This is a genomic window from Streptomyces odontomachi (genome assembly GCF_024435355.1).
GTDB classification, from domain to species: domain Bacteria; phylum Actinomycetota; class Actinomycetes; order Streptomycetales; family Streptomycetaceae; genus Streptomyces; species Streptomyces odontomachi.
This window is the reverse complement of sequence record NZ_JAMJWG010000021.1, coordinates 1-14001: the sequence shown is the minus strand read 5'-3', so window position 1 is coordinate 14001 and position 14001 is coordinate 1. Positions and strand designations below refer to the sequence as shown.

At 71.9% G+C, this 14001-nt stretch carries 12 protein-coding genes; 6 read left to right on the top strand and 6 right to left on the bottom strand.

Going from position 1 to position 14001, the window contains the following annotated elements; translation table 11 throughout:
- Positions 1-89 precede the first annotated feature (89 nt).
- The 3 genes from NQO67_RS33260 (at position 90) to NQO67_RS33250 (ending at position 4298) form a co-directional block, all read left to right on the top strand.
- Positions 90-1223, top strand: coding sequence for a quaternary amine ABC transporter ATP-binding protein (locus NQO67_RS33260; RefSeq protein ID WP_374119224.1), 1134 nt, complete (start codon positions 90-92; stop codon positions 1221-1223).
- A 2-nt stretch (positions 1224-1225) separates the two neighbouring features.
- Positions 1226-3280: an ABC transporter permease gene (locus tag NQO67_RS33255; RefSeq protein WP_255954101.1), complete on the top strand. Its 2055-nt coding sequence runs from the start codon at positions 1226-1228 to the stop codon at positions 3278-3280.
- A 136-nt stretch (positions 3281-3416) separates the two neighbouring features.
- Positions 3417-4298 carry an ABC transporter substrate-binding protein gene (locus NQO67_RS33250; RefSeq protein ID WP_255954223.1) on the top strand — a complete coding sequence of 294 codons (882 nt, stop codon included), beginning with the start codon at positions 3417-3419 and terminating at the stop codon, positions 4296-4298.
- A 37-nt stretch (positions 4299-4335) separates the two neighbouring features.
- On the opposite strand, the gene NQO67_RS33245 is transcribed toward NQO67_RS33250, so the two are convergent.
- The 6 genes from NQO67_RS33245 to NQO67_RS33220 all read right to left on the bottom strand — a co-directional run bounded on the left by NQO67_RS33245 (position 4336) and on the right by NQO67_RS33220 (position 9874).
- Complete coding sequence (locus NQO67_RS33245) at positions 4336-5055, bottom strand: isocitrate lyase/PEP mutase family protein (protein ID WP_255954100.1); 720 nt, start codon at positions 5053-5055, stop codon at positions 4336-4338.
- 115 nt (positions 5056-5170) lie between these two features.
- On the bottom strand, positions 5171-5650 hold the full coding sequence (locus tag NQO67_RS33240; protein WP_255954099.1) for a carboxymuconolactone decarboxylase family protein: 480 nt from the start codon (positions 5648-5650) through the stop codon (positions 5171-5173).
- Positions 5647-6177, bottom strand: a complete 531-nt coding sequence (locus NQO67_RS33235; protein ID WP_255954098.1) for a carboxymuconolactone decarboxylase family protein — start codon at positions 6175-6177, stop codon at positions 5647-5649. Before NQO67_RS33235 ends, NQO67_RS33240 begins: the two co-directional genes overlap by 4 nt.
- A 145-nt stretch (positions 6178-6322) precedes the next feature.
- Entirely contained in the window at positions 6323-7534 is a 1212-nt protein-coding gene (gene rocD, locus NQO67_RS33230; RefSeq protein ID WP_255954097.1) for an ornithine--oxo-acid transaminase, read from the bottom strand.
- A gap of 69 nt (positions 7535-7603) precedes the next feature.
- The gene (locus NQO67_RS33225; protein WP_255954096.1) at positions 7604-9427 is read right to left on the bottom strand and encodes an ABC transporter ATP-binding protein; all 1824 of its coding nucleotides are present in this window, start codon (positions 9425-9427) and stop codon (positions 7604-7606) included.
- 312 nt (positions 9428-9739) lie between these two features.
- Entirely contained in the window at positions 9740-9874 is a 135-nt protein-coding gene (locus NQO67_RS33220; RefSeq protein WP_255954095.1) for a hypothetical protein, read from the bottom strand.
- A 766-nt stretch (positions 9875-10640) separates the two neighbouring features.
- Between NQO67_RS33220 and glyA the strand changes: the two genes are divergently transcribed.
- The 3 genes from glyA (at position 10641) to NQO67_RS33205 (ending at position 13964) form a co-directional block, all read left to right on the top strand.
- A complete protein-coding gene (gene glyA, locus NQO67_RS33215) occupies positions 10641-11978 on the top strand; it encodes a serine hydroxymethyltransferase (protein ID WP_255954094.1) in 1338 nt (445 codons plus the stop codon).
- Positions 11979-12120: 142 nt separating this feature from the next.
- Positions 12121-13188: a tryptophan--tRNA ligase gene (trpS, locus tag NQO67_RS33210; protein ID WP_305126595.1), complete on the top strand. Its 1068-nt coding sequence runs from the start codon at positions 12121-12123 to the stop codon at positions 13186-13188.
- A 197-nt stretch (positions 13189-13385) separates the two neighbouring features.
- Positions 13386-13964, top strand: a complete 579-nt coding sequence (locus NQO67_RS33205; RefSeq protein WP_255954093.1) for a 2'-5' RNA ligase family protein — start codon at positions 13386-13388, stop codon at positions 13962-13964.
- Positions 13965-14001 lie beyond the last annotated feature (37 nt).

Genomic DNA, 14001 nt, shown 5'->3' with positions numbered 1-14001 from the left:
GGGCGCGACCGGCCACGAACGACCCTGCGGGTCGTCACCGGCCGAAAGGGGCTGTTTCTGCCGTGTCCGGACCACCGGCCGGTGGCGGGTTGCGCGCGCAGTTCCCCGCGCCCCTTCCGGGCGCGCCGGGCGCCGCAGGCGCGGACGCCGGCGAACCGCCCGTCTTCTCCGTCCACGGGCTGTGGAAGGTCTTCGGGCCCAAGCCGCACCGCGTACCGGCCGACCCGGACCTGGCCGGGCTCGACCCGGCCGCGCTGCGTACCCGCACAGGGTGCACCGCCGCCGTGCGCGACGTGTCCTTCACGGTGCACAAGGGCGAGGTCTTCGTCGTCATGGGCCTGTCCGGGTCCGGCAAGTCCACCCTCGTGCGCTGTCTGACCCGGCTCATCGAGCCGACCGCCGGATCGATCGCGATCGACGGCGAGGACGTGCGCGCCATGGACCGGACCCGGCTCCGTGCGCTGCGCCGGCACCGTGCCGCCATGGTCTTCCAGCACTTCGGGCTGCTGCCGCACCGCACCGTGCTGGACAACGTCGCCTACGGCCTGGAGATCCAGGGCGTCTCGCGCGCCGAACGCCGCGCGCGTGCCGCCGAGATGGTCGCCAAGGTGGGTCTCGACGGCATGGAGCTGCGCCGGCCGGCGCAGCTCTCCGGCGGCCAGCAGCAGCGCGTCGGTCTTGCCCGGGCGCTTGCCGTCGACCCCGAGGTGCTGCTCTTCGACGAGCCGTTCAGCGCGCTGGACCCGCTGATCAGGCGGGACATGCAGGAGGAGGTCGTCCGGCTGCACCGCGCCGAGGGCCGCACCATGGTCTTCATCACCCACGACCTCAGCGAGGCGCTGCGCCTCGGTGACCGCATCGCGCTGATGCGCGACGGCCGCATCGTGCAGCTGGGCACCCCCGAGGAGATCGTCGGCTCGCCCGCCGACGACTACGTACGCGACTTCGTCCGTGACGTGCCGCGCGAGCAGGTGCTGACCGTACGCAACGCGATGCGCCCCGCCGACCCCGACGAGCGCGACCGCGGCCCCGAGATCGCCCCCGGGGCCACCGTCTCCGAGGCCATCGAGGCGGTGGCCGGCACCGGGTTCCCGGTCCGGGTGATGGAGGACGGGCGCTGCCTCGGCATCGTCGACCACGAGCGGCTGCTGAACGTGATCGCGCGCAACGGCTCCGCGCACGGCTCCGGGAACGCCGCCGGCAGCGGCCGGGGGGTGGGATGACGATGGCCGCCACCACCACGCCCACCGCCCAGGCCCCGCCCGCCGGGCTGCTCGCGCCGGTCACCGACCACGCGCGGCGCCGTGCCGCCGCAAAGCTGCTGGTCCTCGCCGTCCTCGCGGCCGTGCTGGTACCGCTCGCCACGGCGCGCTGGTCGGGCGCCGCCTGGCCGCACGCGCTGACCGTCGACGTCTCGGGGCCGCTGGAGCGGGCCAGCGACTGGATCATCGACAACCGCGACAGCCACCCGCTGTTCCTGTACTTCTTCGGCTATGTCTCGGGCGCCGTGGTGTTCTGCGTGCGGATCGTCTACCTGACGCTGCTCGCCGCCGGCTGGGCGGGCGTGACGGCCGGGTCCTGCCTGATCGCCTGGCGGCTCGCGGGCGTCCGGCTGGCGCTCACCACCGTCGTGGCGTTCGGGGTGTGCGGCTGGCTCGGCATGTGGGTGCCGACCATGCAGACGCTCGCCCTGATGGTGGTGGCGGTGCTGGCTTCGGTGCTGGTCGGCGGGGTGCTCGGGCTCGCGGGCGGGCTCTCGGAACGGCTGTTCCGGGCGCTGCGGCCGGTGCTGGACACCATGCAGGTGCTGCCCGCGTTCGCGTATCTGCTGCCGGTGGTGCTGATCTTCGGCATCGGCGTGCCGGCCGCCGTGCTCGCCACGGTCGTCTACGCGGCACCCCCGATGGCCCGGCTGACCGCGCTCGGACTGCGCGACGCCGACCGGGGCGTGATGGAGGCGGTCGCCTCGCTGGGCGCGAACGCCTGGCAGCGGCTGGTGACCGCCCGGCTGCCGCTGGCCCGGCGCGAGCTGCTGCTCGGCGTCAACCAGACGATCATGATGGCGCTCTCCATGGCCGTGATCGCGTCCGTGATCGGCGCCGGCGGCCTCGGTGACCGCGTCTACCAGGCCCTCGCCTCCGTCGACGTCGGCGCCGCGCTCACCGCCGGCATCCCGATCGTGCTGCTCGCCGTCGTCCTGGACCGCACCACGGCCGCGGCGGGGGAACGGCTCGGCGGCGCCGGAGACCCGGCGGACGGTGCCGAGGCGAGCGGTGCGCAGGCGGGCGGTGGCACCGGGCCGGGACCGGCCGCCCGGCGGCTGCGGCACGGCCGGCCCGGCTGGCTGCTCATCGTCTGCATGGCGCTGCTCACCGTCGCCGCTGCGGTCGCGGCGCGCCTCGCCGGCCATCGGGAGTGGCCCGGCTCCTGGGCGGTGGACATCGCCGAGCCGGTCAACCGCGCCGTCGACTGGATGACCGGCCACCTCTACACGGGCGTCCCCTACGTCGGCGGCACCGCCGACTGGGCGGCGCGCTTCACGACCTGGATCCTGGACCCGCTGCGTTCCGGGCTCCTGTGGCTGCCCTGGTGGTCGGTGCTGCTGATCGTGGCCGCGCTGGCCTGGCTGATCGGTACCTGGCGCACCGCGCTCACCGCCGTCCTGGCGATGGCCGCCGTCGGGGTGCTGGGCGTGTGGGGGCCGTCGCTCGACACGCTGTCCCAGGTGCTCGCGGCGGTCGCGGTGACCCTGGTGCTCGGATTCGCCGTCGGTGTGGCGGCCGCCCGCAGCGCCCGTCTCGAACGCTGGCTCAGGCCGGTGCTCGACGTCTTCCAGACCATGCCGCAGTTCGTCTACCTGATCCCGGTCGTGGCGCTGTTCGGCGTCGGCCGTGCCCCCGCGGCCTGTGCCGCCGTGATCTACGCGCTGCCCGCCGTCGTCCGGATCACCACCCAGGGGCTGCGGGGCGTCGACCCCGCGGCACTGGAGTCGGCACGTTCGCTGGGCGCCACCGGCACCCAGCAGCTGCGCCAGGTGCAGCTGCCGCTGGCCCGCCCGGCGCTGCTGCTGGCCGTGAACCAGGGCGTGGTGCTGGTGCTCGCCGTCGTCATCATCGGCGGCCTGGTCGGCGGTGGCGCGCTCGGCTACGACGTGGTGTTCGGCCTCGCCCAGGGCGACCTGGCGACCGGCCTGGTGGCGGGCGTGGCCATCGTCTGCCTGGGCCTGATGCTCGACCGCGTCACCCAGCCCACCGGGCGGCGCGCAGGGAAGGGAGCCTGAGATGCCCGCCACACCGCGCGTGCGCGGAACACGGACGCAGCCGGGCCGCACCAGGGCAGGTGCCGGACGCACCGCGGTCACCGCATGGCTCACCGCGGCCGCCCTGACCGTGCTCACGGGGTGCGGCGCCGCGGACATGACCAAGCAGACCTCGCCGTTCGCCAATGCCGAGGGCGCCCGGACCGTGACGCTCTCCGTGCAGTCCTGGGTGGGTGCGCAGTCCAACGTCGCCGTGGCGAAGTACCTCCTGGAGCACCGGCTCGGCTACCGCGTCGACACTGTCCAGGTCGACGAGGTGCCCGCCTGGGACGCGCTCAGCCAGGGCCGGGTCGACGCCATCCTGGAGGACTGGGGCCACCCCGAGCAGGAGCAGCGGTACGTCGAGGACAAGAAGACCATCGCACGCGGCGGCGGGCTCGGCGTCACCGGCCACATCGGCTGGTTCGTGCCGACGTACTTCGCCCGGCAGCACCCCGACGTCACGAACTGGAAGAACCTCGACCGGTACGCCCGGCAGCTGCGCACCGCCGAAAGCGGCGGCAAGGGCCAGCTGATGGACGGCTCGCCGTCGTACGTCACCAACGACAAGGCGCTGGTGAAGAACCTGAAGCTGAACTACCAGGTGGTCTTCGCCGGTTCCGAGGCGGCACAGATCACCCAGATGAGACAGTTCGCGAAGGAGCACAAGCCCTTCCTCACCTACTGGTACACGCCGCAGTGGCTCTCCAAGAAGGTCCCGATGACCGAGGTGAAGCTGCCGCCGTACAAGACGGGGTGCGACACCGACCCGAAGAAGGTGGCCTGCGCGTATCCGCACACGCCGCTCCAGAAGTACCTGAACGCGAACTTCGCCAGGGACGGCGGCAAGGCGGCGGCGTTCCTGAGGAACTTCCGGTGGACGACCGAGGACCAGAACGAGGTCTCCCTGCTGATCGCCGACCAGAAGCTGACGCCCGAACAGGCGGCGAAGAAATGGGTGGACAGCCACCCGTCGAAGTGGCGGAAGTGGCTGCCCTGACGTGCGTCACCCCACGGCGCCCGCGCAGGGCGAACGGTCACTCGGGGTCGGCCGCGAAGTCCCGTAGCGCGGCCATGGTCAGCCGCAGGAGGCCCGGCCCGAACGTGACACGGGTGGCGCCCAGCTCACCGAGCCCGGCGAGCGAGGGACCGCCGCCGCTCACCCGGTGGAGCACGTTCAGCGGCCCCTCGATCCCGGACCGCAGCAGCGGCAGCACGTCCGCCGGTGCCGCGATCGGATAGACGCAGTCGGCCCCTGCGGCGACATAGCGCGCGGCGCGGTCGACGGCGTCCGCTGGGTCGCCGTCGCCGTGGACGAAGACGTCGATACGGGCGTTGAGGAACAGCTGGTCGCCGGCGGCCGCGCGCACCTCGGCCAGCCAGTCCGCGTGCTGCGCGGGGTCCTTGAGGGTGCCGCCGCTGGAGTCCTCCAGGTTGCAACCGATGGCGCCGGTCTCCAGCAGCCGCTCCACCAGCTCCTTCGGCGGCAGCGCGTACCCGTCCTCGATGTCCGCGGACACCGGCACGTCCACGGCCCGCACGATCCGGGTGATCGCCGCGAACATCTCGTCGGCGGGGGTGGCCCCGTCCTCGTACCCGAGCGAGGCGGCCACCCCTGCGCTGGGCGTCGCCAGCGCGGCGAACCCGGCGTCCGCGAGGACGCGTGCACTGGCCGCGTCCCACGGGCCGGGGAGGATCAGCGGGTCGTCCGGCAGCCTGCCGTGGTGCAGGGCGCGGAACGTGTTGACCTTGCTCACCGTCGGAACTCCTCGCTCGCCACTGGTCGTCACTCGCCACTCGTCACTAGTCGTCACTCGCCACTGGTCGTCACCCGTCACGGGTGACCCCCGTCGATCATGCCGTCTCGCGTGCTCACCACGCGGTACTCCCCGCCGGGATCCGCCGGCTGACCATCAGCCGGTTCCAGCTGTTGATGGCGACGATCAGCCCGATGAGGTGCGCGAGCTGGGGCGCGTCGAAGTGCTCGGCGGCCTGCTCGTACACCTCGTCCGGCACGAAACCTCCTCCAGAGCCGAAGGCCCGGGAGCGGCCCCCATCGATCCGGAGGGTGAGCGATTCCGTCAGGGCGAGCGCGGCCCGTTCCCGCACGTCGAAGACGTCGTGCGCCTCCTCCCAGGCGCTCAGCAGATCGAGCTGCGCCTGGCTCACCCCGTGCCGCCGCGCGACCTCCAGGTGCATGTCGAGGCAGAACGCACAGTGGTTGAGCTGGGAGGCGCGGATCTGGACGAGTTCGGCGAGGGCGGGCTCGCCGAAGCCCTGTTTCGCCGCGGCGCTCAGCGCCCGCATCGAGGCGCGTACCGTGCCGTCGAGGTAGGTGGTGCGGGCGGTCACGAGTGGTCCCCCGGCTGGTAGCGGCCGGCCACCGTACGCGCGGCCACGTTGAACCGGTTCCAGGCGTTCATCGCCGTGATCGCGGCGATGAGCTGGACCAGCTCGGTCTCGTCGAAGTGCATGGCGGCCCACTCGTACACCTCGTCCGGCACGAAGTCGTCGGTCAGGACGGTGATCGACTCGGTGAGTTCGAGAGCCGCCAGTTCCCTCTCCGTGTAGAAGTGCTGGGCTTCCTTCCAGGCGCTCAGCTGCATGATCCGCTGGACGCTCTCGCCGGCCGCCAACGCGTCCTTGGTGTGCATGTCGATACAGGACGCGCAGTGGTTGAGCTGGGAGGTGCGGATCCGCACCAGTTCGAGGAGTACGGGGTCGACGCCCTGCCGGGACGCCGTGTCCAGCTGGACCATGGCCTTGTAGACGTCGGGTGCCAGCTGGGGCCAGCGCATCCGGGGCCCCCGCACGGGGGCGCGCTCGACCCCGGCCGCGGTGTCCTGAGGGGTGGGACTCGTCGTGTCGTGCGTGGTCATGCCCTTGAGCGTAGGCGCCGAATAGCCCAGGCCCATGGGCCACTTCCGGGCCAGTTTCCTGGGCCAATTCGACCGCCGGAGTGCCACGGAACCACCCGGTCCGGGGCCCGGACCTGCGTCGCCGGGCCCCGAACCGATCGGGGCGCTAGCGTCCCAGCACCTCCCGGACCTGCTCGAGCCCCCAGTCCAGGTCCTCCTTGCTGATCACCAGCGGGGGCGCGAGGCGGATGGTGGAGCCATGCGTGTCCTTGACCAGGACACCCCGTTCCAGCAGCTTCTCGGAGATCTGCCGACCGGTGCCGTGCACCGGGTCGATGTCGATGCCGGCCCACAGACCGCGCCCGCGCACCTGGAGGACCGGGCCGCCCGGGGTGCCGGCGAGCAGCCCCAGCTCCTGGTGGAGATGGTCGCCGAGCTCGGCGGCGCGCTGCTGGTACTCGCCGGTGCGCAGCATCGCCAGCACCTCCAACGCGACGGCGCACGCCAGCGGGTTCCCGCCGAACGTCGACCCGTGCTCGCCCGGCTGGTAGACGCCCAGCACCTCGCGGGACGACACGACGGCGGACACCGGCACCACCCCGCCGCCCAGCGCCTTGCCCAGGATGTACATGTCCGGTACGACGCCCTCGTGCTCGCAGGCGAACGTGCGTCCCGTGCGGCCGAGGCCCGACTGGATCTCGTCCGCGATGAAGAGCACGTTCCGCTCACGGGTCAGCCTGCGCACCTCGTCGAGATAGCCGGCCGGCGGCACCAGCACCCCGGCCTCGCCCTGGATGGGCTCCAGCAGCACCGCGACCGTGTGCTCGGTCAACGCCGCACGCAGCTCGGCCACGTCGCCGTACGGCACGATCGTGAAGCCGGGCGTGTACGGGCCGAAGTCCGCGCGTGCCTCGGGGTCGGTGGAGAAGCTGACGATGGTCGTGGTGCGCCCGTGGAAGTTGTTGCTCGCGACGATCACCTGGGCGGTGCCCTCGGGCACGCCCTTGACGCGGTAGCCCCACTTGCGCGCCGTCTTGATGGCGGTCTCCACGGCCTCAGCGCCGGTGTTCATCGGCAGCACCATCTCCATGCCGCACAGCTCGGCGAGACGGGCGCAGAACTCCGCGTACTGGTCGTGGTGGAACGCCCGTGACGTCAGCGTCACCCGGTCCAGCTGGGTCTTGGCCGCCTCGATCAGCCGCGCATGGCGATGGCCGAAATTCAGTGCGGAGTACCCGGCCAGCATGTCCAGATAACGGCGCCCTTCCACGTCCGTCATCCAGGCACCGTCGGCCTCGGCCACGACGACGGGCAGCGGATGGTAGTTGTGCGCGCTGTGCTTCTCGGTCGCGGCGATGTGCGTGTCGGTCGCGCTCACGGGGTCTCCGTTTCATTTCTTCCGTCACGAGGTGGGCTTGTGGCCCGTTTCTATCGTCGCTCATCGGACTCAGGAAGAAACCTTTCGCAGCGGGGCAACCTGTGGGTCCGTGCGCCACCCGCCCGGGTGATCCACCCCCATGACGGGCGCATCCGGACGAAGCGGGCCCGGGTGCTGCGCCGCGTACAGCCGGGCATACAGACCGCCCTCGGCGAGCAGCCCGGCATGGGTACCGGTTTCGGCCAGCCGCCCGTCGGCCAGTACGAGCACCTGGTCGGCGAACGGCGCCAGCGTGAGGTCATGGGTGATCACCAGCGTCGTGCGCCCCGCCACCAGCCGGCGCAGCGGCCCGAGCACCCGCTGCGCCGCAAGCCCGTCCAGGCCGGTGGTCGGCTCGTCGAGGACCAGGACGGGTGCGTCGCGGAGCATGGCCCGCGCGATGGCGATGCGCTGCAACTGGCCGCCGGAGAGCCGGGCGGCGTGCGGCGCGACGACCGTGTCGTACCCCTGGGGGAGCGCCCGGACGAACCCGTGCGCGTCGGCGGCCTCGGCGGCGGCGACGATCTCCGCGTCCGTCGCGCCCGGTCGCCCGCAGGCGATGTTCTCGCGCACGGTGTCGTGCAGGACGAGGGTGCGTTGCGGCAGCAGGGTGATGTGCGTGCGCAGCTCGGCGAGCGGCAGGGCGGACAGCGGACGGCCGTCCAGGCAGACGGTGCCCCTGGTGGGGTCGTAGAAGCGCGGCAGCAGCGCGGCCAGGGTCGACTTGCCGGCCCCGCTGGGTCCCGTGACGACGACCAGCTCACCCGGTCGGGCCCGGAACGTCACGTCGCTGAGGGCCGCCCGCGCGCTGCCCGGGTAGCAAAAGCCGACGCCGCGGACGTCCAGCCGTCCCACGGCGCGCCGCGGCGGCACCCCGGTCACGCCCGCGGGATGCGGGAGGTTCGGGGCAGCCGGGGGATCGGTCACCGCGGGCGGCGTGTCGAGCAGCTCCAGGAGGCGCTCGGCGGCGGCGGTCGCCGCGGTCGCCGTCAGCCCGAGCTGGCCGAGCGAACGGACCGGCGGATACAGGTACCCGAGGAACCCGGCGAACGAGAGCAGCTGCCCCAGCGTCATGCGCCCCGCGGAGATCTCCCACGCCCCCAGGCCGATGACCGCCAGCACGCACACCGTCTCGATCACCTCGACCAGCTGCTCGTACAACTCGCTCAGCCGCGCACCGGTGACGCTTGCGTGCAGCCAGGCCCGCGCCTCCCGGTCCAGCCGCCGCTCCTCCGCGCGATACCGGTGGTACGCCTGGGTGAGCACGACGTTCTCCAGTGCCTCCTCGACGACCGCGGTGATCGCACCGTCGGCGGCCCGTTCCCGGCGCGCCACGGACCCCAGCCGCCCGGAGAACCGCCGGGCCGCCACCCAGAACACCGGCACCAGCAGGAACGTGGCCACCGCCAGGTCCCAGCGCAGCCAGAGCGCGGCGACCCCGTAGAAGAGCACGCCGAAGCCGGCCGCGGCGCCCTGCACCACCCCGGAGACGGCCAGCTGCTCGATGGCCTCCACGTCGCCCGTCAGCCGCTCTACCAGGTCACCCTGCCGGTACCGCTGGAAGACATGCGGAGGCAGCCGCTGCACATGCGCGAAGACCTTCGCCCGCAGCCGCCGCACGAACCGCTCCGCGGCCCGGACCGCCAGCGAGTTGCCCAGGTACCCGACGACGGCCCCGGCGACCGCCACCACCAGCCACACCCCCGCCGGCCCCCAGAAGGCGCTGACCGAGCCCGCCGTGAGCGCGTCGTCCGTCAGCCGCCCGAACAGCAGGATGCCGGCGGTCTCGGCGAGCGCCGCCAGCACCGCGCAGGCGCAGACCAGCGCGAGCTGGAGGCGATCGCCCGCGGTCAACGGCCAGAAACGACGAAAGGCCTTGCGAAGCGCGACCCGGGGCGGTCCGGGAGACCCGGAAGACCCGGGAGTCTCCTCTGTAGCTGTTTCTGTAGCTGTTTCTGTCGCTGTATCTGCCGCGGTGTCTGCCGCCGTCTCCGTCGGTGCCGGTGTGCGCAGCTGCATGGTGGGGTGGTCGTCGCGAGGGTTCATGGGTGCTGTTCTCCTGACGTGACCGGGGGGCGATTCCCGAACCCGGCCCGGAACGCGCCGGAGGCGGACCCGCGTGCGGGCCCGCCTCCGACCGGTGTCATCCCCCGGATGGCCGGTGCGTCAGCGGCCGATGGGACGGGGACGCCTCTTGTCCGCACCCTTGGCCCGCTTGCAGTGCGCCTTGGCGTGCTGCTTCGGCGGCTTGGGGTGCTGCTTCTTCGGCTTGCCAGGGAGGATCTTGCTGAAGGCACTCATGCTCTGCTCCTTGAGAGGTGACGTTCCATTTCCTTGGTGTGCTGATTCAGCCCGTGCGGCGGTTTGGCCTGCTGTGCTGATTCAGCCGTGTCGCGCCGGCTGCGACATGGAAAACGTTACGTCGTCCCGCCGGGCTGAAAAGCCGTTTTCGCTGAGATTCAAGTTAATTGAAAATCAGCGATTATTAATGGGTTAAGCGGAACCGTGACCGCTTCTACCTGCGGAAACGTGGTTCCTTGCGTCGTTTCGATGCTCGCCTTAACAGCCGTTCCTGGCGGTTACCTGGGCGTGTCCGATGAATGCCCGATGATTTCCCTATGAATGTCCTGTGAGTGGTTCGAGGAATGCGGTATGTCGATGAGTGGGTGGAGGATGGCCGGCTTGTGTGGATTCTGGCGCGTGCCATGGGAAGGTCAGTCGGAGGGCCGGTTGGAAGGTCAGGGGAACGTCAGTGGAATGTCAGCGCGAACGTCGCCAGAAGATCCGCGCTGATGTTTCGCAATCTCCGCGCTGATGTTCTGCGATCTCCCGCCGGCCGTTACGGGACAAGCCGCGGCCCCGCTGGCTAGGCTGTCTTTTGTGCACGGCGACTGGCGCACAGGGAAGCGACCCTGGGGGAGCCGTGCCGGGGCTGACGCTTCGAGGTGCCAGGCCTCCCGGGTGCTTCCGGGTGGGGCACCCCGGAACCAAGCCCGGGGCGCCGCCCGCCTGGGCGCCCCGGGGCCACGACCGGACACCGACCGCTCGCCCCCTTAAGGACGACGCCATGCCCTTCCCGCCCAGCCAAGCCGCTTCCGCCGCCCCGTCCACCCCGGCGCATCGCGCCGAGCCGGTGCCTCCCGCCCACCCGGTACTCGCATCCCAGGACCCCGAGCTGGCGGCCCTGATCGGTGCCGAGGAGGCGCTCCAGGCCGACACCCTGCGGATGATCCCCAGCGAGAACTACGTCTCCGCGGCCGTCCTGGAGGCCACCGGCACCGTCCTCACGAACAAGTACAGCGAGGGCTACCCCGGCCGCCGCTACTACGAGGGCCAGCAGAACATCGACCCCATCGAGCGGCTCGCGGTCGACCGCGCCAAGGCCGTGTTCGGCGTCGACCACGCCAACGTCCAGCCGTACTCGGGATCCCCCGCGAACCTGGCCGTCTACCTCGCCTTCGCCGAGCCCGGCGACACCGTGATGGGGATGGCGCTGCCGATGGGCGGCCACCTCACGCACGGCTGGGGCGTCTCGGCGACCGGCAAGTGGTTCCGCGGCGTGCAGTACGGCGTGCGGCGCGACACCGGGCGCATCGACTTCGACCAGGTGCGCGAGCTGGCCCTCGCGGAACGCCCCAAGCTGATCTTCTGCGGTGGCACCGCGCTGCCGCGCACCATCGACTTCGCCGCGTTCGCGGAGATCGCCCGGGAGTGCGGTGCGGTGCTGGTCGCCGACATCGCCCACATCGCCGGCCTGATCGCGGGCGGCGCGCACCCGTCGCCGGTGCCGCACGCCGACGTGATCTCCACGACCACGCACAAGACGCTGCGCGGGCCGCGTGGCGCGATGCTGATGTCCAAGCAGGAGCACGCCAAGGCCATCGACAAGGCGGTCTTCCCCGGCCTCCAGGGCGGCCCGCACAACCACACCACGGCCGCCATCGCCGTCGCCCTGCACGAAGCGTCACGCCCCGACTTCCGGGAGTACGCCCACGCGGTCGTCGGCAACGCGCAGGCGCTCGCCGCCGAGCTGGGCGAACGCGGCTTCGAGCTGGTCTCCGGCGGCACCGACAACCATCTGATCCTGATCGACCTGACGCCCAAGGACGTGCCGGGGAAGGTCGCGGCGAAGGCCCTCGACCGGGCCGGGATCGTCGTGAACTACAACACGGTGCCCTACGACCCGCGCAAGCCGTTCGACCCCTCCGGCATCCGGATCGGTACGCCGTCGCTCACCTCACGCGGCCTGTCCGCCGCGCACATGCCCGTCGTCGCCGAGTGGATCGACCGTGCGGTCGCCGCGGCCCGCACGGAGGACGAGGCGGCCCTGACCAAGATCAGGGCCGAGGTGGCGGACCTGATGCGGGCGTTCCCGGCGCCGGGCCTGGGTGCGGCGACCTCCTGAGCGAGCGCCCCGGACCGGATGCGGTGCGTCCCTTCGGGCGCCCCGCATCCGGTCATCTCGGGGGCGCCCCGCGTCCGGTCGTGCCGAGGCGGCTGGGACGAGGCAGCCATGCGGGCACGGCCGGGATGAGAGAATGGGGGGCATGGCCACCGACCACCCACTCGCCGCCCACGACCAGTCGCGGCCGAACCAGTCCGCACCGGGCTCCCGGCCCCGTGTGCTGTCCGGGATCCAGCCCACCGCGGGATCGTTCCACCTCGGCAACTACCTCGGCGCGGTGCGCCAGTGGGTGGCGCTACAGGACTCCCACGACGCGTTCTACATGGTCGTGGACCTGCATGCGATCACGGTCCCGCAGGACCCCGCCGAGCTGCGGGCCAACACCCGGCTCGCCGCGGCCCAGCTGCTGGCGGCCGGTCTCGACCCGCAGCGCTGCACCCTCTTCGTGCAGAGCCACGTCCCCGAGCACGCCCAGCTCGCCTGGGTCATGAACTGCCTGACCGGTTTCGGCGAGGCCGGCCGGATGACGCAGTTCAAGGACAAGTCGGCCAAGCAGGGCGCGGAGCGCACCAGCGTGGGCCTGTTCACGTACCCGATCCTCCAGGTCGCCGACATCCTGCTCTACCAGGCCGACCAGGTGCCCGTCGGCGAGGACCAGCGCCAGCACGTCGAGCTCACCCGCGACCTGGCCGAGCGCTTCAACGGTCGGTACGGCGCGACGTTCACCGTCCCGGCGGCGTACATCCTCAGGGAGACCGCGAAGATCTTCGACCTCCAGGACCCGACGATCAAGATGAGCAAGTCGGCGTCCACCCCGAAGGGCCTGATCAACCTCCTGGACGAGCCCAAGGCCACCGCCAAGAAGATCAAGAGTGCGGTCACCGACACCGGGACCGAGATCCGCTTCGACGTCGAGAACAAGCCGGGCGTCAGCAACCTCCTCACCATCCACTCCACCCTCACCGGCGCCTCCCTGGCCGACCTGGAGAAGCGGTACGAGGGCAAGGGCTACGGCGCGCTCAAGACGGACGTCGCCGAGGCGATGATCGAGTTCGTGACACCCTTCAAGGAGCGCACCGAGCAGTACCTGGACGACCCGGAGACGCTCGACGCGATCCTGGCCGAAGGCGCCGAGAAGGCCCGTGCCGTCGCCGCGGAGACCCTGGCCCAGACCTACGAGAGGGTGGGCTTCCTGCCCGCCAAGCACTGACGCGCGCCGCCGTACAGTCGAAGAGGGCCCGTCGCGCGGGCCGTCCGAGGCTCCGGTGTGCCCTTCCGCCGTCCGGGCCGCAGCCCGTCACCACGGGCCGCGGCCCGACCGGCCCGAGCACCGGCGCACCACCTCCGCCCGGCGGGGCGCACCGTCCGACGCGCCACCCGCCCGGCAACACGAGACAGGAGTACGACGTGGGGACCGTAACGATCGGTGTGTCGATCGCGGTCCCGGAGCCATACGGCAGCCGGCTCCAGCAGCGGCGGGCCGGCTTCGGTGACGCCGCGGCCGCCGGTATCCCCACCCACGTCACCCTGCTGCCGCCCACCGAGGTCGACGCGGCGGCGCTGCCGGGGATCGAGACCCACCTGGCGGACGTCGCGGACGCCGGCCGGCCCTTCGTGATGCGGCTGTCCGGCACGGGCACCTTCCGGCCGCTGTCACCCGTGGTGTTCGTGCGGGTCGTCGAAGGCGCGGACGAGTGCACCTGCTTGCAGGACCGGGTACGGGACCCGTCCGGCCCCGTCGCACGCGAGCTCCAGTTCCCGTACCACCCCCACGTCACCGTGGCGCACGGCATCGAGGAAGCGGCGATGGACCGCGCGTTCGAGGAGCTGGCGCACTACGAGGCGCAGTGGCCCTGCACCGGGTTCGCCCTCTACGAGCAGGGCGCCGACGGAGCCTGGCGCAAGCTGCGCGAGTTCCCCTTCAGCGGCACGACGCCGGCGCAGGACGCGGCCCACGCCGGCCACGGCACGGAACCGGCCCGCTGAAGCCGCACGACCGGCCTGGTGATCCGAACGAAGGACC

Coding starts and splice junctions, on each gene's coding strand:
- NQO67_RS33255 (WP_255954101.1), top strand. CDS start 1,226: ATGGCCGCCACCACCACGCCCACCGCCCAGGCCCCGCCCGCCGGGCTG.
- NQO67_RS33250 (WP_255954223.1), top strand. CDS start 3,417: ATGACCAAGCAGACCTCGCCGTTCGCCAATGCCGAGGGCGCCCGGACC.
- NQO67_RS33235 (WP_255954098.1), bottom strand. CDS start 6,177: ATGACCACGCACGACACGACGAGTCCCACCCCTCAGGACACCGCGGCC.
- NQO67_RS33220 (WP_255954095.1), bottom strand. CDS start 9,874: ATGAGTGCCTTCAGCAAGATCCTCCCTGGCAAGCCGAAGAAGCAGCAC.
- glyA (WP_255954094.1), top strand. CDS start 10,641: ATGCCCTTCCCGCCCAGCCAAGCCGCTTCCGCCGCCCCGTCCACCCCG.
- trpS (WP_305126595.1), top strand. CDS start 12,121: ATGGCCACCGACCACCCACTCGCCGCCCACGACCAGTCGCGGCCGAAC.